The following is a 21,875-nucleotide window of genomic DNA, read 5'->3' as shown; positions in this document are numbered from 1 at the left end:
ATCACCCACGGCGCGACACCTGACGCATGAGTCGGGTTTTGGTCCGTGACTGGTCCGGAACAGCTGGTCAGAGGTGGGACGGGTGCGGGAGGAACTGGGAGCTACGACGTAAAACGGGCTCATCCGTGGGAGGGTGGAACGAAAGGCGCCTGACGAGGGAAAGCCCAGGTCAGGCGCCTTCTCGTAGGCTCCTAGAAGAAGCCCAACTTCCTGGGTGAGTACGACACGAGAAGATTTTTCGTCTGCTGGTGGTACAGGATGTTCACCTGGCTGACCAGCAGGAATGCTGGTTCCGTCCGTCATCGACCGGAACTTGGCCCGCGTATGGTCCGGATCTTGGTTCTGTGGCGAAGCGACGGTTGGGCGGAGGCGTCGCCTCGGTCGATTGGGCGCGTGACAGGACCACGCGCTCCACGTGATGCGTCATCGAGGAGACGTCGGCTTGGGTCTGGTTGAAGGTAAGTGCAGGTCAGAGGCCGTCTGACGGGCGCGATTGCGGCGATTTCCGGGGCCCGAGCGTCATATGGGCATCAAGAGAAGGAGGGCTCGGGCGAGCGTCAGGGTTCGGTGTTGGTCGTCGGCCGAGCAGGGGCCTCCACTCCGCGTGAAGGGTGGATGTAGCCGTCATCCGGCAGGGCTGCATGTGTAGCGCCGCCCCTTCTTAAGGCGATGGGGCGACAATGAGTGATGCACCGAGCCTGGTGGTTCCGATCAGATGTCCCGGAAGAGACCAGGCGGCCCCGTGACCTGCTGTGTTTGCTGGTGCCGAGCTGCTGACCTGTGTAAATACTCTTTCGATTGTTTTGGTCATGCTCGTTGATGCAGCCGGAAGTCTCAGAAAAGTCCCAGAGTTCCCGCGGCATCGCGAGGGTCTCGCGAAGGTAGGCGGTGGTGGCCTCGTACTGCTCGCTGAGCAGGCGCTGCTCGCCCAGGTTCCCGACCATGTGGGCTTCGCCCGCGCGGTTGCCGACCGAGCCAGCAGCGCCCGGGCCGTGGGCAGTTCGCCTAGGGCGGGTTCGTACCGGCCCTGCACGCTCAGGGTGGTGGCCAGATTGTTGCGGGTGTGGCCCTCGCCGCTGCGGTCGCCGGTCCGGCGTGCCGTCGCGACCGCCGACCGGTCCGCCTCCACTCGGTCCGCAGGGTACGGGTCAGCCTGGAAGTGGCTCCAGGGCACCACGGGCAGCTGCCCGGCGTGGCCGTCGAGGCCGTGCTCGGCGGCGTACCGGACGATCTCCAGCAGGTGGGAGTGCTCGATCTCGCACCACCGCCGCGCCTCGGCCGGGGTGGTGAAATTCGCCGGCTCGTACCAGGGGCCCACGGCGGTGAGCGGCAGGCGCTGGCACTGCGGGGTGAGCAGGCGTGCCGCCGCCTCCGCGTGGTGCAGGTACCAGGAACAGAGGCGTTCCCGGGCGGCGGCGCGTTCGGCGGGGCCGGTTTCGGCGGTGGCGCGTTCGGCGGCGTAGCAGCGCAGCAGGTCGTGCAGGCGGTAGCGGTCCGGTCCGGCGGGGTTGACCAGGTGGGCGGCGGCGAGATGTTCGAGTACCGGCCTGGTCCCGGCGGTGGCCGAGCCGGAGAGCGCGGCGGCCGCGGCCGTGCTGATGCAGCTGTCGGGGGCCAGGCCGAGTAGTCGGAAGAGCCGTTGGGGGGCGGGTTGCAGGGCGCGGTAGGAGAGGTCGAAGGCCACCCGGAGGGCGGAGGTGGCGTCGCCGTCGATCTGAAGAGCCGTCAGGCGACTTTCTGAGTTGTGCAGTTCGGCTGCGTGTTCCGCCAGGGTGCGGTGGGGTCGTTCCGCGAGGCGGCCCGCGGCGATGCCGAGGGCGAGCGGCAGGTGGCCGCAGGCGGCGGCGAGTTCGGCGGCGGCGCGGGGTTCGGCGCGGGTGCGGTCGGCTCCGGTGATCCGGGCGAGCAGTTCGACGGCCTCGGGCTGGGGGAGTACATCGAGCACCAGCCGCCGGGCGCCGTCGCAGGCGGTGAGCCCGGCCAGCCCGTTCCGACTGGTCACCAGGGCCAGCGAGCCCGCGGAGCCGGGCAGTAGCGGCCGGACCTGCTCGGCGTTGTGGGCATTGTCGAGCAGTACCAGAACCCTGCGGTCGGCGAGCAGCGACCGGTACAGTGCGGCGCTCTCGTCGATGGTGCCAGGTATCCGCTCGGGGTCGGTGTTGAGGGCCCGCAGGAAGCGGGCCAGCGCCTCGTACGGGGCCAGCGGCGGGCCGAAGGCGTACCCGCGCAGGTTGACGTAGAGCTGGCCGTCAGGGAAGTGCTCGCGGACCTGGTGGGCCCAGTGAACGGCGAGGACGGTCTTGCCCGTCCCGGCGCCGCCGGTCACCACGTCGATGCCGGCGGCGACGGCCGGGCCGGCGAGGCCGCCGTCCAGGGCGCCGAGTTCCGCTCTCCGTCCGACGAAGGTGGCCAGTGCGGGCGGCAGTTGGGCGGGCCTGGGGGCCTGCTGCCGGGGGCGGGTCGAGGGGGCGGCCGGGACGGGGCCGCCCTTCAGTAACTCCCTTTGCAGGAGCTGGAGTTCAGGGCCGGGGTCGAGGCCCAGTTCGTCGGCCAGCCGTCGGGCGAACCGGCCGTAGGCGGCGAGCCCGTCGGCCTGTCGGCCCGCCCGGTGCAGGGCCCGGACGAGCTGTGACACGAAGCGGTCCCGGAGCGGGTGTTCGGCGACCAGTGCGGTCAGTTCCGGGACGATCTGGCGGTGCCGGCCCAGTTCGGCCTCCAGGTCGAGGCAGTTCTCCCAAGCGGTGAGTCGAAGCTCGTTCAGTGCCACCGAACCGGCGGCCAGCAGGCTGCCGGACAGCCCGTCCAGCACCGGGCCGCGCCACAGGCCCAGCGCAGAGCGGAACTCCTTTACGGCGGCGACGGGTTCACCGTGCTCGGCCAGTTGGCGCGCCACCGACACCCGGTGGGCGAAGGTCCGGGCGTCCACCTGGTGACCGTCCGGTGCGATCCGGTAGCCGGGTCCGTCGGTGAGCAGCGCCGGCGGCCCGTCCTGGGCGGTGGCGAGCTTGCGCCGCAGCAGCCCTGCCAGGTTCCGCACCTGGCGGTGCGCCGTGGCCGGCGGTTCGTCGTCCCAGACCGCGTCGACCAGTCGGGCCACCGGGACGACGGCGCCGGCGTTCAGCAGCAGGACGGCGAGCATCCGCTCCTGCTTGGCCCCTTCCGTCCGGGCCCGCCTTCCGTCGTCGGTCCACACTTCCAGTGGCCCCAGAATCCTGAACTCCATGTGTCCCTCTCGTAGTTGGCCGACATCGAGCCGACTCGGTGCTTTCGAACCCCGTGACCACTCGGTGACGGAATCGTGTCAACTTCGTGCAGCTGCTTGGGAGTCTTCTTCCACTGGCCCCGCAAGGGCCGGCTCCCTCACACTCAAGGAGCAGTCGTATGAAGCGTATGAAGCGGGCCGCAGCCCTGGCCGTCGCCCTCGGCCTGGCCCTGGTTCCCCTCTCGGTGAGCACCGCGCAGGCCGCCGGGCCGGCGACCCACAAGGGGATGACCTGGCAGACGCTGGGCACAGGCCCCGACGGGACCGTCCGGGTCGGCGGTCCGGCGCACCTGACGCCGAGCGACCCGTACAACGGCGACACCCTTCCGTCCGTCTCGCTGCCGGTCCTCTGCATCAACGTGGACGGCAGCCCGGCGCCGGAGGGCATCAGCCTGGGCTTCTACAACGGTTGGGCCGGCGGCACCGTCGCGCTCAGCCCGTCGGTGAAGGGCTCCCGGCTGAACAGCCAGGCCGCGGCCAACAGCGTCTGCTCGGCGGCCTTCGGCATCGGCTGGCGCCAGGCCGAGTTCCACGACGGCCGCTACGGTGCGGACCTGGAGAACGTCGGCGGGTGGAGCTTCTGGGCATACGGCAACATTGCCCCCAACGCCCGCTTCTGGACCGCCATCAACGACCAGCAGGCCAACCCCTGGAACTGACGGCGGCACAGTAGCGTGACCGGCCGGGCGGGCAGTGAGTAGTCCGCATGGCCGTACCGCCTTCGATTCTGGTTTCGGTCCGGAGCCCTTGGGGCACGGCGCGAGGGCTCCCGTACGAGTGGCCCGGTCACCCTCGGGTGGCCGGGCCCCGTCGGCGGTGCGGCAGGACGGGCGGGGGTCTGGCCGGTCGGCGGGGACTCCGGGGTGAGGGGCACGTGGCATGGGGCGGGAACTCCTCTGCCGGGGAGGTGTCATGGGTGCGGGGCGGCGGACCCCGTTGCAGGGGTGGTGGCACCGGGACAGACTTTCCCATTCGGCGGCGACCGGTGACATCCCAGGTTTGCGGGGGGTGCCCCTATCTGTTTCGTCAACCCCGGTGGGGTGGATTCGTCGGGGTTCCCGGCGGGTCGGGTGCGGTGCGCTGGAGCAGGCAGGGTGGGCGGGTTGTCAGGCCGCGAGGGCGAGGGTGCGGGGTTCGTAGTAACTGCCGGTGCGGATCATCGCGTGGATGACGTTGACCCGTTGCCGGGCGAGGCGGAGCACGGCCTGGGTGTGGGTCTTGCCGCGGGCGCGCTGGTGGTCGTAGTAGATCCGGGAAGACGGGTCGCTCTTGCAGCCGATCGCGGCGAACGCGGCTTGGAACAGGGCCCGTTTGATGAGCCGGTTGCCCCGGTGGGGTGCGTGCTCACCGCGGATCGAGGTGCCCGAGGACTTGGTGGCCGGAGCCAGCCCGGAGTAGGAGGCCAGGTGTCCGGCGGTGGGGAAGGTGGTGCCGTCTCCGATCGCCACGATCACGGCGGCGGAAGTCCTGACGCCCATGCCGGGCGGCGACGTCAGGAGGCGGAAGAGAGGGAGGGTCTCTCCAGCAGGGCGGCGATCTCCTGCTCGGCCTGCCGGCGCTGGGCATGGGCGGCGCCGAGCTGGGCGGCCAGCCCCGGAATGATCAGCGCGGAGGTTTCGGTGGCCGGGACGACGAGGGTCTGCTCGTCCAGCGCCTCGAAGATCTCGCTGGTGAGGTGATGGGCCTTGCGCGAGCCGTGCGCCTTGAGTAGGGCCTCGCCCTGGCCCGCCCCAGCTTCCTGATCTTCGCGGGAGAGCCGTGCCGGGTCAGGAGTGCCTGGATGTAGGGGTAGGCCAGGCGCTTGCCCAGAACACGTTCCAGGGAGGGGTGGATCTGGGAGAGCAGGCCGCGCAGCCGGTCGGCGGTGCGGTTGACCTCCCCTGTGAGGTCGTTGTCGTAGCCGGTGGGCATGGTCAGCGCGGCCAGTATCTCCTCGTCCCGGTCGATGCATGCAAGGTGTGCGGCATCGTGCGGGCCGTCTCGGCGATCACGAAGGCGTCGCGGGCATCGGTCTCGGCCTCGCCAGGGTAGAGGTCGGCGGCCCGCCGCATCGACAGTCCGGGCAGACAGGCGACCCGGCAGCCCGCCGCACGGGCCACCGTCAGTGGCAGAGCGCCGATGTTGGCGACCTGGTCCACGACCACCAGCAGGGTGCCGAACTTCTCCACCGGCCTGTTGAACAGTTCCAGCAGTTTCCGCTCGGTGTTCGGTAGCCGTTTGTCGTGCACGGTTCTGCCGTCCCCGGTGCGGCCATGGGCGTGGTGGAACTCCTTGCCCAGGTCCAGGCCGAGGAAGAGATCTATCGCGGTGGTGTCGACCATGTGCGCGTGCCTCTCGCCTCTCGCTCTGCTCAACTCCTGGCCGTCCCCGCGGCACCACACGCCGGCAACCACGTTACGCGGACATCCCCACCCGTTGAACAGATCCGGCGTTGTGCCGGGCCAGGTGGTCGTCAGGCCCCTCATCAGCGGTCAAGCGGTGCCTCGAAGCCCGGCGGCAACACCCCCGAGGTCATCCACTTCGACAGGGGGCACACAGCCATACCGGGTTCGGAGGCCAGGCGCCCCATTGCAGGGCCACGAAAAAGGTAACGGGGGAGGGATCGACGACCTCTTCCCTGCTGTACGGAGACAACCTGTTGTAGACCGTTCCTCGGCACAGCCCCAGTTCAACGGCCCGGGGCTTTCGTGCTGTCCGGGCTCGTGCCGGGTTTCGGGGTGAGGTGGGTAGAGCTGGGGCGGGGATGGTCGGGCGGGGCGTCAGGCCGGGGGGCGGCCGAGTCCGGCGTTGTACGGGGCCGCGAGGAGTGCGACGAGTTCGCGGCGGCTGCGTACGCCGGTCTTGGTGAAGGCCGACTTCAGGTGGTCCTGGACGGTGGCCGGGCTCAGGAAGAGCCGCTGGGCTATGTCCCTGGTGCTCAAACCCCGTACTGCCTGAAGGACCACATCCTGCTCGCGGGGGGAGAACCGGTGGGCCAGCAGGGACAGCGGGATGACCTCGACCGGGCTCGCGGGCTGGGCGACCAGGGCGACGCTGCCCCGCGGGCACTCGTCGAGCAGCGAGGCATGGACGGAGAGCCACTGACCGTTGGGGCGGCGCAGCCGGGTCCAGGCGTGGGAACCCGCCTTCCCGGAGGTCGCGTGGGTGCGGGCTCGCTCGGAGAGGTAGACCAGTGCGGTCGGTACTCCGGCGGGGCGGTACTGCGTCTCGGAGAGCTCCTCGAACAGTTGCCGGGCCCCGGAGTCCGCGGAGGTGAGCCGACCGGTGGGGCCGATGACGGCGACCCCGATCCAGTACGGTCCGTGCTGCGGGTCCGCTCGGAGGTCCTGCCCGTCAGGGATGCCCGCGGTGGGCCGCGCATAGTCGCGCAGGGCGGCGGCCACAGCCCGGGCGGCCCGTTCGGCCAGTCTCTGCTCGCTCGCGCCGAAGGGCGCCGATCCGGCCTCGCGCATCATTGCGGCGGCTCCCCATAACCCGCCGCCGACATCGAAGTTCATCCGCAGCTCGTCGCCGTGCCCGTATTCGGCGAGCAACTCCCGGTAGCGCACGCTGCGTTCAGGGCGGCCACCGGTGGCGCGGTGGACGGTCTCCACGATGCGGCCGGCGGCCCGGATGTCGACGAACCGAGTGGTGTCTTCGGACCACATCTCCAACCAGATGGCGTGCTCGAAGGCGGTCGGCTGCAGGCCCTCGGCAACGGTGGAGGTCAGGAAGCCGGTGACCGGATCGGCCCCGTGCAGGCAGCCCGCTTCACACCCGAGAGCGGGCCTGAGGACGGTGAGGAGCTGCCGGAAGAACTGTTCCAGAGGGAACTTCGCTGCCGCCAGATCGTCGATCTCTCCCAGCATGCGGCGGCCCCTGTCACGGAATGAGGTCATCTCCTAACCATAGAACTGAGGTTGGCGTGCCCTCCCCCCGTAATCCTGGGATGTCGCCGGTCGCCACCGGCTGAGAAGGTCGGTCCTGACGCTGGCTGGCAAACAAATTGCTTGATCGGTCATCACCCTTGGCTACGACCAGCGGAGTTGCTGAACATCGGGTAGCCGGGCATCCGCAAACGGGGTCTCGGTCGGTCGCCAGCGCGGCCACTCCGACCGAAGCGCTCGCGGGCGAGCCGCGACCGCTACCCTCCCCGATCACATTGACCGCGCTTGACCACATTGACCACCGGCTGACCCACGGCTCGACCGGGAACGGCTGCAACTGCACCCCACGGCGGCTGCAGCACTCCCGGGGCCGCAGCCGCGCCGGCGGAGGGCTGGGACTCGGGGGTGCGGCGAGGGTGGTCAGAATGTCGTCGACGACTCCGTGGTCCATCAGTCGGCCCACCAGCGCGTGGCCGTTGAGGGCGGGGCTGTCCGGCCGGTCGGCGGGGTCGGGTTGGAAGGCGGCGAAGGATGCGGCGTGGTCGGGTCCCGCTGAAACCCCATGCGCCTTCGGTACACGCCCTCCACCGCATCAAGCCCCATCAACGCCCAATTCCCCAGCATGAACACCGCACAACCCGCGCCTTCCACACCAGCGCGCGCCCGCCACAGCGCCCTCAACCCAGCAGACACACAAACGCCGATGGCATCTTCCAACGCGGCAGTCTTCTCCTCAGACGCTCCGGCCCTCAGCGAAGCGAAAGAAGCCGGAGCGTGCTCGGCCAGCCACGACTCGATCCGTCGCCACGCATCAGCCACCTGCCGCGCCTCGATCTGTCCCCAATCCGCTTGCCGTCTCGGCCGGACATGCTTCCAGGCCGGTCGCGACGACGAGCACGCCACGCCCGCCCGCCAGGTGTGGGAGGCGGCGGACGGCGATGGCGAGGCCGTGTCATCCAGCAGCTACCCGCTGCTGGATGGACAGAACTCCTGGGATGTGCGCTCCATGCTGGAGTTGGAATTGCCCGGGATTAACCACCGCATGGGACAAGGCGACGGTGGCGGGTGGACGATGCGGATGGCGCACCCAGACGGCTCCTGGGCCCGGGCCGAGGCGGCCACACGCCGCGAACCGCCGACCGTCCACCAGGACGGACCCCGGCGCCTGTGGGATGCGCTGGAGGACACCCGAGACCGCCTCAACACGTGGGGCGAACTGCCCGTCTACGGCTCCCAGGTCACCATCACCCCCGACGGCAAGACCACCCTGTCCCGCGGCAGATGGTGCAAAACCACCCTGCAGCCTCCCGGGCCGAGGACTCCGAGACCACGAGGACCGTCACCGCCAACGCTGCCCGTCCAGCGTGACTCTCGACGGCAGCCGCTTCCAAGACCCCCGGGGCGAAGCCTCGTCATCCGAGAAATCCAGCCTCCTCTCGCACACCTGAGGAGGGGGCAGCTCACTATGAGCCCGGCCAGTGCCCCGTGAGCTCATACCACCGATGGCGTGCCTCCTCCAAATCACTCTGGGCATCCGCCAACTCTGGGTCGTGCCTGTTGGCTTTGGCCACCTCGTCGACCTGCCGCTCAGCCTCGTCCACCGCCGCGGTGTCCGCGCGAGTTTGTACCAGGTCGGCCCAGACCCGCGTGCTTCGTTCGTGCCGGCCCGCGAGGTCCTGGGCATGGGTCGCACCGGCCGTGGTCACCCGCTCGGCGAACGCCCGTACCGCGCCCTCCGCGTACTCATCCCGGGAAAAGGAGATGTGCCGAGTCCCACCGCCCCGTGGCATCACACAGATGCGGTATCTGCCCGTCGGCGACCACTCGTAATCGGCACGGAGACCCTCCAGCGGGAACTCCTCGTTCCCGATCAGGAGAGCCCTCTCACACAGGGCCATCTCACCGAGCTCCTCCACCAGCCCGCCTCGCACCGGTGACAAGAGGTCCCGCAGGCGCTCTTCGCCGAATGCGAGGCGCTGCTCGTGCGCGCTCCGGGCGAGGAAGGCACCTTCCTGCGCTTCCTGTAGACGCGACTCCCGATCTTGTTTCAGTTTGCGGAACCGGTCACGGGCCTGGGCCAGGACCCGCCGCTCTGGTCCGTACTGCGGGCTGAAGGCATAGTCCCAGCCTCCCGGGTAGCGAAACCGCTGTACGGCCACCGAGCCCGCACCTACCAACGCGATCGACACCACCGCGCGCACACCTTCGGAACGCATCGCCCTGCCCTTCCTGGGATCGGCTCCCACTTCTAGCACCTGAGCACCGTCCCCGTCAGGAGACCAAGGACGAGTACACCTGGAACGGGACACTACTGCTCGAACCGCGCTGTGGCCGCGACTGCATTCGCCGCTCCCGTGAAAGGTCCCTGCGGTGATGTGGCGTGATCGCGAAACCTGGGAGGTCGACCGAGTTGGAGGGCGCCGCTGCAGTTGCCGAGCGGTATGGAGTGCCCCTTCCTGCCCGGTGTCCGCTCGGTCGGTTCGAAGCCGCACCCCGCGGGAGCCGCGTGCAGCGTTGTGCGAGACAAACCGGTGAGCCGTCCGACTTCACGCCCGTTCTCGGTGCCGACCCGCCACAGCTCGGCCGCCTGCTTCTTCCGCTCCGAAGTGACCGGGGAGCCCGCCCGCCGCACGGCCTGAAAGTCTTGGTACGCCGGGCCGGGGGAAGCGTCAACGGTTCCGGGTCTGCCCAAGATGTGAAGGCAAAACAGCTAAGGGACTTTCAAACGGTTCGGAGGACGGCGACAACCTTGCCGAGGATCGTCGCGTTCTCGCCGGGGATTGGTTCATAGGCTGGGGTGTGGGGTGTGAGCCACACTCGGCACTCGGCCGTTGTCGCGGCGTAGGCGCTTGAGGGTGGCTTCGCCATCCACGAGCGCCGCGACGATATCCCCGTGGTCAGCACTGTGTTGACGCCTCACGGCGACAGTGTCCCCTCACAGATCGCGGCATCGATCATGCTGTCGCCAACAGCTTTGAGCGGGAACACATCACCTAGGCCGACAAGGCTGCGTGGCAGGGGGAGGATGTCCTCGATGTGTTCCTCAGCGAGGATGGGTGCACCCGCGGTGATCCGGCCAACCAGGGGGACGAGGGCCAACTCCGGAGTGCTGGCTGTCGGCGCCTCAGGGAAGTCGTCGGCCCATCCGTGACGCACACGGTAGGCACGGGGCCGGTGCCGGTCACGGTAGAGAACACCCTTGCGCTCCAAAGCCAGCAGCTGATGCGCCACCGATGACGTGCTCTTGAGATCAACCCCCAAGCCAATCTCCCGCATGGACGGCGGATAACCCTGCCGGGCTGCCTCCCGCTCGATGAACTCGACGATCGACACCTGGCGCGCACTGAGTTCATGGGAATCAGCGCTCACACCCGGCGGCCGCCCCGGCCGGCACCAGTATCAACGGCACTCATACGCTGCTCCCCCTCTGGCAGGGTTCTACCTGAGGTGGACGGTATCCCGCCAACTATGACAAAGGGAACATCCGTACCGTACTGGCCATAAGAGGCGCATCCTGTGGTTGAGGACCGTTGCCCCGGCATCGACCGGCGCTGTCCGGTCCACCACCACGCCGGCCTGGCCGCCGTGGACAGGACAGCGGTCGGGCCTCACTTGTCGCGGATGCGCTCGTTGCCGTTCCCCAGGAGGCGCTGGACCTGCCCCTTCTCCGCACCGCGCTGAGCCGGACGGTGCACCGGCGGACGGCAGCAGTTGACCGTACCGCGCCTACGATTCCCTCGGGCCAAGGCTCCGCTTCCCCACCAGGAGGGCGAGGTCTCCTACGTGAAGGGTGACCTGCACGGTTCCCGAACGTCGGCCGTGGAAGCCGAAGCCATGAGTGCGATCGTCCAGGCATGTAAGGAGATCCGGCCCGAGGTCACCGTTGTGGCGGCAGGCTACGCCGACTACGCGCGCTTCGGCGGTCTCTCCCCCCTCCCGCCGCGGACCTGGCCACCGCGGTGGCCATCCGCCCCACGGGGGTGCGGACCGGTGTGCGGATCACCACGTCGTCGAAGAGGGTCGTCAGAGTGCACCTGTCAGGAGTTGCTTGAGGTCGGCGCGGCCGACCGGGCGGGGGTTGGAGTATGGGTTGGCCAGGACTGCCTCCACGATCGGGGGTAGATCGGTCGCGGTCACGCCGAGCTGTGAGAGCTGGCGCGGTGCGCCTACGGCGTCCGCGAGGGCTGCGAGCGCGCCTGCCGGGTCGTCGGTGTCCAGGGCCCGGGACAGCGCCGCCTCCGCCTGCGGCGCGGCTGGCAGGTTGAAGGCGGCCACGTGCGGCAGCACAACGGCGTGGGTCTGGGCGTGGGGCAGGTTCAAGGTGCCGCCCAGTGCGTGGCAGAGCTTGTGGTGCAGGCCCATCGTGGTGGCCCCCAGGCAGGCCCCGCACAGCCAGGCGCCCTGGAGCGCGGCGGCGCGGGCGCCCCGGTCCCGGGGGTCGGCGACGAGCTTCGGCAGCGCGGCCGCCAGGTCGCGCACGCCCTGCTCGGCCATCGCCGCGATGACCGGCGACCCGTCCGGTGCGTAGAGCGCCTCGACGGCGTGCGCGAGGGCGTTCAGCCCACTGGTGGCCGAGACCGCCGGCGGGAGCGTCAGGGTGAGATCGGGGTCGTAGACGACGCTGCGCGGCAGCACTGCTGGGTCCCGACCGGTCCGCTTCTGCGCGTTCTCGGTCAGGCCCCAGATCGGCGTCATCTCCGAGCCCGCGTACGTGGTGGGGACCGCGACCACGGGAGCCCCGGACTCCAGCGCCAGCGCCTTGCCCAGGCCGATCGTGGATCCGCCGCCGACAGCGAGATAGCCGTCCGCGTCGAGACGCCCGGCCTCGGCTGCGGCGGCGGCCACCGTCTCGACGGGCACGTGCATTCGGGCCTGCGCGAAGGTGCCCGCCGCCCGCTCGCCGACGAGTTCGGCCACTTGTCCGGCGAGGTCCTGCTGCTCGGGTGTGCACAGGACCAGCACCCGGCGCAGGCCGAGGCGGTCGATCTCCTCAGGCAGCCTGCTGAGGCTGCCGTTGCCGAAGACGACGCGCATCGGCAGGGCGTCGTACACGAAGGCGGGGAGGGACACGGGGACGGCTCCGTTCACGAGGTGGGGTTCTCCGGACAGAGCCGGATGTCGAAGTGGGCGTGGTGGAACGGGACCTCGACGCCGTGGCGCGCGGCGAGGGCTGCGTCGGTGGATGGTGCGAAGTCGGCCACGAGGCTCGCCTTGACCGCGAAGACGGCGTCGCTGTCCAGGTAGGGGCTGTCCGCGACGAACATGTGCGTGACCAGCTCTTCGTGCTCGGGGGCCGAGGCCAGCACGTGCACGTGGGCCGGCCGGTACGGATGTCGGCGCGTCGCGGTCAGCAGTGCGCCGACCGGTCCGTCGGTGGGGATCGGGTAGTGGCTCGGCACCACGGTGCGGAACCAGAACCGGCCCTCGTCGTCCGTCCGGAACAGGCCGCGACCGTTGCCGGCCGGCTGCGTGTCGGGCTGCTGGACGTCGTAGAAGCCGTTCTCGTCGCACTGCCACACGTCGATGGCTGCGCCGGGCAGCGCGGCGCCGTCGGCGCCGCTCACCGTGCCGGTGATGACACAGGGGGTCCCGGTGCCGACCAGGTCGATGGAGTCACCGAGTTCCCGCGCGGGCGACTCGGTCATGTGGAAGGGGCCGAGGACCGTGCTCTCGGTGCACTCAACTCCTCCGTTGATCGTCTCCACGAGCATGGAGACTCCGAAGACGTCGGAGAGCAGCACGAACTCCTGCCGTGTGTCGTCGCACTTCTGGCCGACGGCGGTGAGGAAGCCGATCGCCCGCTCCCACTCCTCTTGGGTCAGCGCGAGCTCTCGGACGGCATCGTGCACGTGCCGTGTGACGGTGCCCAGGATCTCCTTGAGTCGCGGATCCGGGGTGTCGGCGAAGCTGTCGACCACGGCCTGGGTGGCGGTGGCGGCGTTGAAGTCCATCATTCTCAGCTCCACTGCTCGCAGAACCAGTCCGCGACGACGGCGTTGCGTTCCTCGGCGTGGTTGGTGATCACGTGCTCGCCGTCGTCCCAGACCCGTAGGGTCGCGCGGCCGGGATCGGCGGCGTCGAGGAAGGGCTGCTGGTCTGCCAGGGAGACGATCGGGTCGGCGCCTCCGTGCAGGACCAGCAGCGATGCCTTGATCCGCTCACCTGGCCGCAGTGCGATCCGGTCGAAGTTGCGCTGCACCGCGTCCGGGTCGTTGGTGCCGAGCATCGCGGCGGCCTGCTCGTCGAAGGTCCGCATGCCGAGCAGCCGCGGCCGCGCCGGGGCGCCGTTGATGCACACCGCCGTCACGCGCTGGTCCGAGGCGGCGGTGGTCCCCGCGTAGAGACCTCCCATGCTGTTGCCCCACATCCCGACCGGACCGGCCAGGTCCGGCTGCGCCAGCACGTGGTCGACGAACGCCGAGTAGGCACTGCGGACGTCCCCGTCGAGCATGAGCCCGCTCGCCATCCGCGGCTCGCCCTGCCCGGGCCCCTCCACCAGGAAGGTGGCCAGGCCGCGGGCGGTCAGCGCGTCGGCGAATCGCAGGTACGCCGCGCCCCAGCCGCTCTGACCGCCGAAGACGATCACGGTGCCTCGGACCGGGCCGGTCGGGCGGACGATCCAGCCGGCCAGGTAGCCGTTCTCGAAGGGCAGCTGGACCCGCTCCCAGCCCGCCAGCGCACCGGCGCGGGCGACCGTCGCGCTGAACCGGGCATACAGCTCGCGCTTGCGCCCGGAGTCGAAGTTGAACGCCATCTGCGCGAAGAGCAGGTCGGCGGCGGCCGCGCGCAGGGCCTCGAGGGTGGTGACCCGGTATCCGCGTTCGCCGGCCTTGGCTGCGCGGGCGAGCTGCGCGTCAGCAAGGGTCTCGCACGCGTCGTCCCAGCGCGCCCCGCCGGCCGTGTGCGCCTGAAGTGCGGTCACGTCACTAGGCACCACTCCGCAGTCGAGGAGCCGGGATGGGCCCATCGCCCGCCACAGCACCTCGGCGGGGGCGACCGTAGAGTCGGCTGGCACGGTCATGCCGGGGGCTGCCGCGGACGTCGGAGCGGCAGCCCAGGCAAGCCGCGCCCGAAGCTCGTCGACCACGGCAGGGAGCTCCTTGACCTGGCCGGCCCAGAACAGGTGGTAGTCGGGACGGCTGATGAACGCCTGCACGCCCTTGGTCTTCCAGAATTCGGTGTAGGTGCCGTCGACGTCCTCGACGGAGTCGTTGGCGCCCGCGGCCACGGTCGCCGTGGTGGCACCGAGGTCGGCCAGGAAGGCCAGTTGGGCGGCGTCGAGGACGGAGCGGACGTCCTGGCTGCTGACCAGCGCGAAGCCGCGGCCCACCACATCGTCGAACAACCCTTCGCCACCGTCCTTGCGCACCACGCCCTGGGGGGCGAGCGTGCCGGCGAGGGGCGCGCCCCGGCCGTCGACGTTGTGGTGGACAACGCCCGCCACGATCGTGGGGAACGCGGGTGGGGGCGGGACGTTCCCGGTGCGGAATGCCTCGTCACGGGCGGCCGCCTCCACGGGGTCGTGGGTGTTGGCGACCTTGCCGAGCGCCGTGGAGATGTCGGTGATCGCGGTGGCGTGCGGGCGGCGTTCCGCCTCGTAGGTGTCGAGCAGGGAGTTGTCCGCCTTGCCGCTGAGCACCAGATCGAGCTTCCAGCCCAGGGTGATGCCGTCCCGCATGCCGGAGCAGGCGCCCTGACCGATGTACGGGGGCGTGGTGTGGGCCGCGTCCCCGACGAGGAACACCCGGCCCTCGCGCCACTGCTCGGCGATGCGGCCCTGGAAGGTGTAGACCACCTGGCGCAGGATCTTCACGTCCTCGGGGCCGAGGCCGTGCGTCTCGTCGAGCCACTTCCAGGCGAAGGCCTCCGCCTCGTACGGGGTCTGGTCCTCCCCCTTGAGCACGGCAAGCTCGAACCGTTGCCTGCTGCGGCCGATCGGCATGTACATGTGACCACGGCGCGGATCGCAGAACTGGGTCACCTTCATGAACTGCTCAGGCAGCTCCCGCAGTCGCTCGGTGTCGATGTTGAGCCAGCGGTCGTCTACGCCGTTGTCGCTGCGCTCGATGCCGAGTGTCGCCCGGACGAAGCTTCCAGCGCCGTCCGCACCGACCAGGTACTTCGCCGTGACCGTGCGCTCCTCGTCGGCGTGGGACCACTGCCCGGTGCGGTCCTTGGACCACGGGCGGGCGGTCACCTGCACGCCGTTCTCGTCCTGGCGGATGCTGACTGCGGCCCAGCCCTGGTTCACCTCGACGTTGCCGGTCGCCCGCACGTGCTTGTCCACGGCGTCCTCGATGTCGGGCTGGAACATGGAGATGTGCGCGGGGTGGCCGCTGGACCTGCCGCGCCAGTCCAGCTCGATGAGCAACTCGTTGTCGCCGTTGAGGTAGCGGTAGTTCGGGATCGGGTAGGCGTCTCGCAGCGCGTGCTCGATGTCGCCGGCGCCCTGGATGATCCGTGCCGTCTCGCCGTCGATGTGCGTCAGCCGCGGCAGGCCGTACAGCCCGGGCCAGCGCTCGAACACGACGACTTTGTGGCCGGCCTTGCCCAGGGTGGCGGCGAGGATCAGACCTGAGGGGCCGTACCCGACGATCGCGACGTCGTAGTCGTGGTTCATGCGTATCTCCCATCGGACCAGAGCGCCTCGGCTCGGTGATGGCGATGACGCTAGGTACGACGAAGCGCTTCGCCGATCCGCTTCGCGACGTCAGGATCCGTCGCGCGACAGCGATGTGCCAGCGGTCACAACGCGTTCAGTGTGACCGACGGCAGCTCGCCGTACCGCCGGCGGTACGCCGCGGCGAAGCGGGGCATGTGGCTGAAGCCCCAGCGCAGGGCCACGTCCGCCACGGTGACCGTTCCGGGGCGCACGATCCGCAGGTTGTCGTGGGCCCTGGCCAGCCGGACCTGGAGCACGTACTCGCGGGGGGCGACGCCGACGTACTCGCGGAACTGTCGCTGCAGCGAGCGCGGGCTCGTGCCGGCAGCGAGGGCGAGCCGCTCCACCGAGAGGTCCCCCTCGGGCGCCTCCTCGATGAGGTCCATCGCCCGCCGCAGCCCGCCGGGACGCGGTGCCGCGCGACGCTGGGTGAGTTGCTCGGTGTAGTTGTGCGGCTGGCTGAGCAGTAGCCCCGTCATCAGGAACGATGTCCACGGGGTCTCGCCCGCTGGCTGCGCCGCGAGCCCGTCGGGGGTCTCGAGGTCGTCGACGAGAAGGCGGACCGAGCGCGCCCACGTGGCCGCCGCCGGGGCCCGCAGATCCATCGTCTGGTGGAACCTGATCGGGGCCACGACCGGACGGCCGAGCAGCTCCTCGAGATGGCGCTCCAGAGCGTAGCGCTCGATCCGCACGTGCAGCTGACGGTAGGAGTCGCTGAGCCGCATGGTCACCTGCATTCGCGGGGAGATGATCCCGGCGGTCTCCGAGTCCACGATGACCTCGTCGGCACCGCAGGTGATCCTGTTGTGACCCTCCCAGGACAGGTTCACGTCGTAGTAGTCCACCTGCTCGGTGAGGGCGACATCGAGCTCGGTGCCGCTGTGTGAGCCGTAGACCAGCGACAGCGGGCCCAATGGGGCGACGGCGACGTGGCCCCGCAGGTGGGCACCCTCGTGCCCCGTGGGCACGAGCCGGTGGGGGGTCAGGAAACGGGCCACCGTGGCACGGAACTCCTCGAGCCCGGCCGACTCGAGCACGTCGTACCGCTGCAGCACGTCCTCGCTGGTCATTGGGCGAACTCCAGGGTCCCGGGGTGGCCGGTGGCCGACCCAGCCGTTCGGCGCGCCGCCGCTGTGGCGCTCGTCATCATCGTACGGCTCACCGGCCCGATGAGGCCGGGGTAGGGCATGGCCATGCAAGCGCGTGCAACCCTGCACGTACTCGGGGAGGTGGTTCTCGACGTCGGCGATGATGCCGGCACGGGATCACGAGGGCAAAGGCGAAGGTTCAGCGAAGGAGGCGTGACACCGACCAAGGGGGCAGGGTTGAGGACGTCAACGAGGTCCGTCTCCGCATCGAGCGAGCCGGTGCGCATCCGGGCACGGCGCGCGGCATCCCTGCCGGCCACCTCACCGACGCCGGGCCTGGCCGATGCCCCCGGTAGTAGCGACGAGGAGAACCACTAACCGAGCCGCTCATTGGTCGTGATCTGTCAGCGCTCGGCGATCGACGCCGAGGCCGGGCACGGCTCGGCGGGGGCGCCTCCACCCGCAGCTCTTCCACCCTCGACGGCTTCCGCGACAAGCTCGTCCCCCTACCGCGACACCCCGCCCGCGACTTCCGCGCCTCCCTCGCCCACACCCTGCTGGTGTCCGCACCCGTTCGTACGCCTCGTCGTCCTCCAACTCTCAGGCCGCGGCCGGCGCTTCCGCCGCCGCCTCGAACTCGACGTCCAGGTGCGGGTCGAACGCGTCCGGACGCGCGGTCAGCTCCGTGGTGGCGTGGGTGCCGAACCGCATGGTGTGGTCGGTCCGGTAGGGGCTAGTGGCGGCCAGATCCTCCCCGGTGATCTGCCACCCCTCCGCCTGAAGCTCCCGCACGATGTTCATCAGGCAGGGTCGTATCAAAGATCACGCAGTTGGTGAGTAGAGAGGTCAGCTTCACGGCCTCCTCCTGCTGGGCCGGGTCGTTCTCGGCGATCACCCCGCCGTTGCAGAACGCCGGCCAGTCGGTGAAGTTGTTGAAGGACTCGACCTTGTCGGTGGCCGCCGTCACCCGCCGCCGCAGCGGCGGGTCTGAGATGAACCGCAGCAGTTGCACGGTGGCGACCGCCCGGCCTACCGGGATGGTCACGGCGGCGTCCGTCACCGACCGCGACGCGGGACAGACACCGCTGGCCCGACTGCGCGAGCGACACTGGCGCGTCACGCTGGTCTGGGCCGACGGCGGCTACACCGGCCAACTCTTCTTGCCGCCGTCGAAACCCCGGGTCGCGGTCGGCACCGATGCGGCGCCTTTCACCGACCGGGCGTCGATGACGCCCGCCGTCGGCTCCGGGTCGCGGCCGGCCGCTTCACGGATCCGGTCGCGCAGCCGGCCGTGGAACTCGGCCGTCCAGCCCTTGTCCCGCCAACGTCGGAAGAAGGCGTAGACACGGTCCCACGCGGGGAAGTCCGCAGGCATCGACCGCCACGTGATGCCGCCCGCGACCAGGTAGCGGACCGCGTCCGCCATCTGACGGTGGCAGCTCTCCGGCTGCCCACCCCGGCCCTCCAGCCAGCCCGGCACCGGCAGCGCGGCACGGACCCCGGCCCATTCCGCGTCCGTCATATCCGACGGATACCTGGGCTCCCGGCCCGGGCGATCGCTCGCGTTCCCCGCACACGTGGGCGAGGCAGTCACACGACCGGGAAGGGGAGTTGGACGACGGGATGGACAGCACGGAAGACTGCGGCACCAGTGCCCTGACGCTCGGATGGATTCGACACCCAGGAGCTGTTCAGGAGGCCCTGCCTTCATGCCCCGACCACCAGAAGATCACCCGGCTGGGCAACCACACTCGAACTCACACCCAACCTGCCCGATAGAGCAGGCGACTTACGAAACCGGCGTACCGGGTCTGGGCGAGAGGGCATCGCTATCTGCGGTGCGGTGGTATGGCTTTGGCTTCTCTGCTCGCTGATCTGGGTTGGTGGGGGTCGGTCTTGCGCTTGTCGGCTCCGGGATGTCTTGGTCGGGGGAGCAGGCGAGCCTTGCCCCCCACCGCGACCGGGCACCGGTCCAAGCGCTCCTCCACCAAGCCGCCCAGCGGATCGCGACCCCGACAAACTGACCGCGGCCCCGGCAATCGTCACCCGCACCCCCGGAACCGGGAGATTCACCCCAGGCCGAAGCGGTGGACGCTGGAGCGGACGCACGCGTGGCCGGTGCTCCACCGCCTCCTACGTCGACTACGAGACGGTGCCCAGTGAGTGGTGTGAGTCCCCGCCCCAGCCGGCACCGTCATCTTCTACAGCCCCCACCTCATCCAGCAACTCCCCGGCCAACACCACAACCCGGATGGCTTCAACCCCGACCGCTGGACCCAAAGCCCCTCCGCACACGGCGCTCCCCGGCCCACGGACGCCTGGCAGCCCTTCGGCATGGGCGCCCGAAGCTGCAACGGCGGCACCTTCGCCATGACCCTGGCCACCCTCACCACCGCCTTCATCACCTCCCGCTGGCACCTCGAACCCGCACCCGGCACCGACACCCACCCCTCGATCAAGTTCATCGCCCTCCCGGGCGGACCTTGTGGCATGCCGGAGTCGGTCTGTGCCCGGACATGCTGGTGGGTGACTCTGTGGTCGGCGCTGAGGGGCCGACATCCAGTGACCTGATATCGCTGGATGTACGCATTGGTGAGGTGAAGTGGCGGCGGCGGGGATCGATACTGGCCCCGTCGAGCGCAATCGCGGTGGTCGGCGGTGTGCTGTGGTTCGGCGCCCCGATCGGCAATCGGCTGGTCGGGTTCCATGCGGATACCGGACGTTCAGTTGGCACGGTCTTGCTGCCTCGCGAGTCACGGCTGACGGGCACCCTTTGACCAGGCTGGGCACCTCCATATCGGCGACGAGCACGGTTGGCTCATCGTGGACTTGGCCCAGACCCGAGTGCGGGTCGATGTGCGATTCGAGGCGTCGGATATGGGAGGAGTGTGCGCAATCCGGACCCGACGCAGCTGTGATGGCCGGCTGGTACTCGCCGACGACCGGGGACAAGTTTTCGTGGTGCGCCCCGATCATCCGCGCAGGCCCGTTGTGTGGCGACGTTTCCGTCGATCAAGGGAGTAGGGATCGCGGCGGGCCAGCTGATCGTCCTGTCCCACGACGGCACACTGAGCGGCCTTGGCGGGCGCTCAACAGGACACCATGCCGGCGTGCCCGTTCTTGGTGCGCCGGGCGGTCGACCTACCGACATGGACAACGAGTTTCGACCGCAGCTGGACACAGCCACTTGCAGGTTCCGGCCTCCCCGCGAGGTAGCGGTGGCACTGGCCCACGGTTCGGCCGTGCTGACGCTCTACACCAGCCCCTTGGGCGCGTCTCCACCACTGGGAGTTCCCGAACGACGCAGAGCGGAGAGGGGGGAGCCCCACGGCTAGAGCGAGCGGGAGCGCCTGACCGTTACCCTCAGCGCGGGAAGTATCCCTGGAACTCGCCCGGAGAGAAGCAGACGGGCCGCAGGCATTGCGTGGCGCCGGATGCGGACAGCCCATCGTGGGGCTGGGGCCGTACTGGCCTGGCATGTCGCCTGAGACGCCCTGGGTGCAGCACTCTTGGCTGGGGATCTCATGTCAAACACCATGGAGAGCGAGTGACGAATGCCCAATCAATCGGATGACAGCGCTGTCGATGTGAGAGAGCGGTACGCGGTCCAGATCAGGGCCGATCTGGACCAGAACCGGGCTGAACAGGGCCGGATCCGTGATGAGATGGCAGAGCTGACCGAGCGCCTGAACCTGCTGCAGGGGGAAGAGTCCCTGCTCGCGGACCTGAGCGATCGGGTGTCGCCATCGCCTGCTTCCGCGGAAGAGCAGAAGACGTCCGAGGAGCCAGGAGCTTCTGAGGCAACCGGCGCTGACGCGGACACTATTTCCGAGCCGTCGTCCGACACCGCGGTCCCCCGGCCCCGCAAGAAGCGCTCGTCCAAGAGCGGCGCGGTCCGTGCCGGGACGGAAGCGAAGTTCAGTGCGGACTCCGCGAGCGGCGCGCCCGCGGGTGGCGAGGCGGTGGCAGATGGTCAGGCCGACAAGCCCAACCTGCGAACAGCGGTGCTTCATCTGCTGCGTGAGCATCGCGAGCCTCGGACGGTGAAGGAAGTGGGGGAGGAGGTGACGCGGGCCTACTCGCACCTCACTCCGACCGGTGGTGTCGTCCGGGACGCACTGGGCGCGCTGGTGGCCAAGGGCGCGGTGGAGCGGGACAAGAGGCAGGGAGCCGTCTGGTACTCAATCGTCGAGCCCGCTCCCGTAACCGACAACGGTGTCAGCACGGAAACGGCCACAGCCGACGCCTGAGCAGGGGACTCGAAGCCACACCGATCGCCTCGGCCCTGCGAACCCCCGACGGGGATGTGATGTGGGCCGGGCCGGGCCCGGCCCGGTCCGGAGCGGCAACCCGCTGGCGGTCGGGAGCATTCCCCCGCGCCCGACCCGAACGACGCCACACTGGCACTCTCGCTCGAACTGTCAGGCAAGCCCGCGGCGGTTCCTCTTCACGGTCCGGACAGATCCTGCACCGTCATATCCCCGCGAAGCCGCAGGTAGCACGCCGGGTGCCGGTACCGCCCGCGATCCAATGCGGTGTTGGCCGCGAACTCAGCCACCAACTCAGGCACCACAACCTGAAGGTCGAGAGGCTCGCGACTGCCCCACGCCGCAGCGAATCGGCGTTGGGACCAGGGGTGCTCAGCTCCCGCCGGACGCAACACGGCACCCAACTCGACCACCGCAGACGACGAAAGCGGCGTCGAGCGGGCGATCAGACGCAGACCACCGCCGGCATCGAAGCGTCCCAGCAAGACCGTACGCGCATCGCCCACCCCGCCGGTCACCCCACCAACGACACCCTCCGCACTCATCCGAGCACACTGGTGAAGTGTCGGTATTCCAAGGTTGCGGAGTTGGCCCGCAGGGCGAGCTGGTGCGGTGCCGAGACGATGGTGGTGCGTCGGTCACCAAGTGTGCCTGAGCACGGTAGTTGACGGCCATGGACATCTACCGTGCTCAGTCTCCGCTCAGGGGGCCAGTTGGCGCTTTTTGCCA

At 69.7% G+C, this 21,875-nt stretch carries 13 protein-coding genes and 3 pseudogenes; 4 read left to right on the top strand and 12 right to left on the bottom strand.

All coding sequences use genetic code 11. The features are described from left to right. Positions 1 to 661: 661 nt before the first annotated feature. The gene (locus tag OID54_RS03445) at positions 662 to 3,223 is read right to left on the bottom strand and encodes an AfsR/SARP family transcriptional regulator (RefSeq protein ID WP_329013668.1); all 2,562 of its coding nucleotides are present in this window, start codon (positions 3,221 to 3,223) and stop codon (positions 662 to 664) included. A gap of 158 nt (positions 3,224 to 3,381) precedes the next feature. Between OID54_RS03445 and OID54_RS03440 the strand changes: the two genes are divergently transcribed. Beyond that, entirely contained in the window at positions 3,382 to 3,921 is a 540-nt protein-coding gene (locus OID54_RS03440) for a hypothetical protein (protein ID WP_329013665.1), read from the top strand. A gap of 447 nt (positions 3,922 to 4,368) precedes the next feature. Here the strand turns inward: OID54_RS03440 and OID54_RS03435 are convergent. The 4 genes and pseudogenes from OID54_RS03435 to lexA form a co-directional block, all read right to left on the bottom strand. Beyond that, positions 4,369 to 5,583, bottom strand: a pseudogene (locus OID54_RS03435) (IS110 family transposase). A 438-nt stretch (positions 5,584 to 6,021) separates the two neighbouring features. Beyond that, positions 6,022 to 7,140, bottom strand: a complete 1,119-nt coding sequence (locus tag OID54_RS03430; RefSeq protein ID WP_329013663.1) for a helix-turn-helix transcriptional regulator — start codon at positions 7,138 to 7,140, stop codon at positions 6,022 to 6,024. Positions 7,141 to 8,591: 1,451 nt separating this feature from the next. Beyond that, a complete protein-coding gene (locus OID54_RS03425; RefSeq protein WP_329013660.1) occupies positions 8,592 to 9,344 on the bottom strand; it encodes a hypothetical protein in 753 nt (250 codons plus the stop codon). 505 nt (positions 9,345 to 9,849) lie between these two features. Beyond that, positions 9,850 to 10,497, bottom strand: a pseudogene (lexA, locus tag OID54_RS03420) (transcriptional repressor LexA). Positions 10,498 to 10,839: 342 nt separating this feature from the next. Between lexA and OID54_RS39130 the strand changes: the two are divergent. Beyond that, on the top strand, positions 10,840 to 11,250 hold the full coding sequence (locus OID54_RS39130; protein WP_443055515.1) for a (5-formylfuran-3-yl)methyl phosphate synthase: 411 nt from the start codon (positions 10,840 to 10,842) through the stop codon (positions 11,248 to 11,250). Here the strand turns inward: OID54_RS39130 and OID54_RS03415 are convergent. The 6 genes from OID54_RS03415 to OID54_RS03390 all read right to left on the bottom strand — a co-directional run bounded on the left by OID54_RS03415 (position 11,152) and on the right by OID54_RS03390 (position 18,400). Beyond that, positions 11,152 to 12,162: a maleylacetate reductase gene (locus OID54_RS03415; protein WP_329027246.1), complete on the bottom strand. Its 1,011-nt coding sequence runs from the start codon at positions 12,160 to 12,162 to the stop codon at positions 11,152 to 11,154. The genes OID54_RS39130 and OID54_RS03415 overlap by 99 nt on opposite strands. 50 nt (positions 12,163 to 12,212) lie before the next feature. Next, positions 12,213 to 13,079, bottom strand: coding sequence for a dioxygenase family protein (locus OID54_RS03410; RefSeq protein ID WP_329027244.1), 867 nt, complete (start codon positions 13,077 to 13,079; stop codon positions 12,213 to 12,215). 5 nt (positions 13,080 to 13,084) lie between these two features. Beyond that, positions 13,085 to 15,748, bottom strand: coding sequence for a bifunctional 3-(3-hydroxy-phenyl)propionate/3-hydroxycinnamic acid hydroxylase (locus OID54_RS03405; protein ID WP_329013657.1), 2,664 nt, complete (start codon positions 15,746 to 15,748; stop codon positions 13,085 to 13,087). Between the two features lie 125 nt (positions 15,749 to 15,873). Then, entirely contained in the window at positions 15,874 to 16,860 is a 987-nt protein-coding gene (locus OID54_RS03400) for an AraC family transcriptional regulator (protein ID WP_329013654.1), read from the bottom strand. Between the two features lie 751 nt (positions 16,861 to 17,611). Beyond that, entirely contained in the window at positions 17,612 to 17,923 is a 312-nt protein-coding gene (locus tag OID54_RS03395) for a Tn3 family transposase (RefSeq protein WP_329013651.1), read from the bottom strand. A gap of 96 nt (positions 17,924 to 18,019) precedes the next feature. Then, positions 18,020 to 18,400 (bottom strand): transposase, encoded by a 381-nt coding sequence (locus OID54_RS03390; RefSeq protein WP_329013649.1) that lies wholly within the window; start codon positions 18,398 to 18,400, stop codon positions 18,020 to 18,022. 671 nt (positions 18,401 to 19,071) lie between these two features. Between OID54_RS03390 and OID54_RS03385 the strand changes: the two are divergent. Both OID54_RS03385 and OID54_RS03380 read left to right on the top strand, forming a co-directional pair. Next, positions 19,072 to 19,449: pseudogene (locus OID54_RS03385) on the top strand (cytochrome P450); the annotation flags it as partial. Between the two features lie 983 nt (positions 19,450 to 20,432). Then, positions 20,433 to 21,128, top strand: coding sequence for a hypothetical protein (locus tag OID54_RS03380; RefSeq protein ID WP_329013647.1), 696 nt, complete (start codon positions 20,433 to 20,435; stop codon positions 21,126 to 21,128). 197 nt (positions 21,129 to 21,325) lie between these two features. Here OID54_RS03380 and OID54_RS03375 read toward each other — a convergent pair whose 3' ends face one another. Further along, positions 21,326 to 21,691: a hypothetical protein gene (locus tag OID54_RS03375; RefSeq protein ID WP_329013645.1), complete on the bottom strand. Its 366-nt coding sequence runs from the start codon at positions 21,689 to 21,691 to the stop codon at positions 21,326 to 21,328. Positions 21,692 to 21,875 lie beyond the last annotated feature (184 nt).

It is taken from the genome of Streptomyces sp. NBC_00690 (assembly GCF_036226685.1).
Classification (GTDB): domain Bacteria; phylum Actinomycetota; class Actinomycetes; order Streptomycetales; family Streptomycetaceae; genus Streptomyces.
The sequence above is the reverse complement of the archived record's forward strand: the minus strand, read 5'-3'. Positions and strand labels throughout refer to the sequence as shown.

What these genes read in the sequence shown, in the direction of transcription:
- OID54_RS03445 (WP_329013668.1), bottom strand. Translation starts at nt 3,223, where the DNA reads ATGGAGTTCAGGATTCTGGGGCCACTGGAAGTGTGGACCGACGACGGA.
- OID54_RS03440 (WP_329013665.1), top strand. Translation starts at nt 3,382, where the DNA reads ATGAAGCGTATGAAGCGGGCCGCAGCCCTGGCCGTCGCCCTCGGCCTG.
- OID54_RS03430 (WP_329013663.1), bottom strand. Translation starts at nt 7,140, where the DNA reads ATGACCTCATTCCGTGACAGGGGCCGCCGCATGCTGGGAGAGATCGAC.
- OID54_RS03425 (WP_329013660.1), bottom strand. Translation starts at nt 9,344, where the DNA reads ATGCGTTCCGAAGGTGTGCGCGCGGTGGTGTCGATCGCGTTGGTAGGT.
- OID54_RS03415 (WP_329027246.1), bottom strand. Translation starts at nt 12,162, where the DNA reads ATGCGCGTCGTCTTCGGCAACGGCAGCCTCAGCAGGCTGCCTGAGGAG.
- OID54_RS03410 (WP_329027244.1), bottom strand. Translation starts at nt 13,079, where the DNA reads ATGGACTTCAACGCCGCCACCGCCACCCAGGCCGTGGTCGACAGCTTC.
- OID54_RS03405 (WP_329013657.1), bottom strand. Translation starts at nt 15,748, where the DNA reads ATGAACCACGACTACGACGTCGCGATCGTCGGGTACGGCCCCTCAGGT.
- OID54_RS03400 (WP_329013654.1), bottom strand. Translation starts at nt 16,860, where the DNA reads ATGACCAGCGAGGACGTGCTGCAGCGGTACGACGTGCTCGAGTCGGCC.
- OID54_RS03390 (WP_329013649.1), bottom strand. Translation starts at nt 18,400, where the DNA reads ATGACGGACGCGGAATGGGCCGGGGTCCGTGCCGCGCTGCCGGTGCCG.
- OID54_RS03380 (WP_329013647.1), top strand. Translation starts at nt 20,433, where the DNA reads ATGCCCAATCAATCGGATGACAGCGCTGTCGATGTGAGAGAGCGGTAC.
- OID54_RS03375 (WP_329013645.1), bottom strand. Translation starts at nt 21,691, where the DNA reads ATGAGTGCGGAGGGTGTCGTTGGTGGGGTGACCGGCGGGGTGGGCGAT.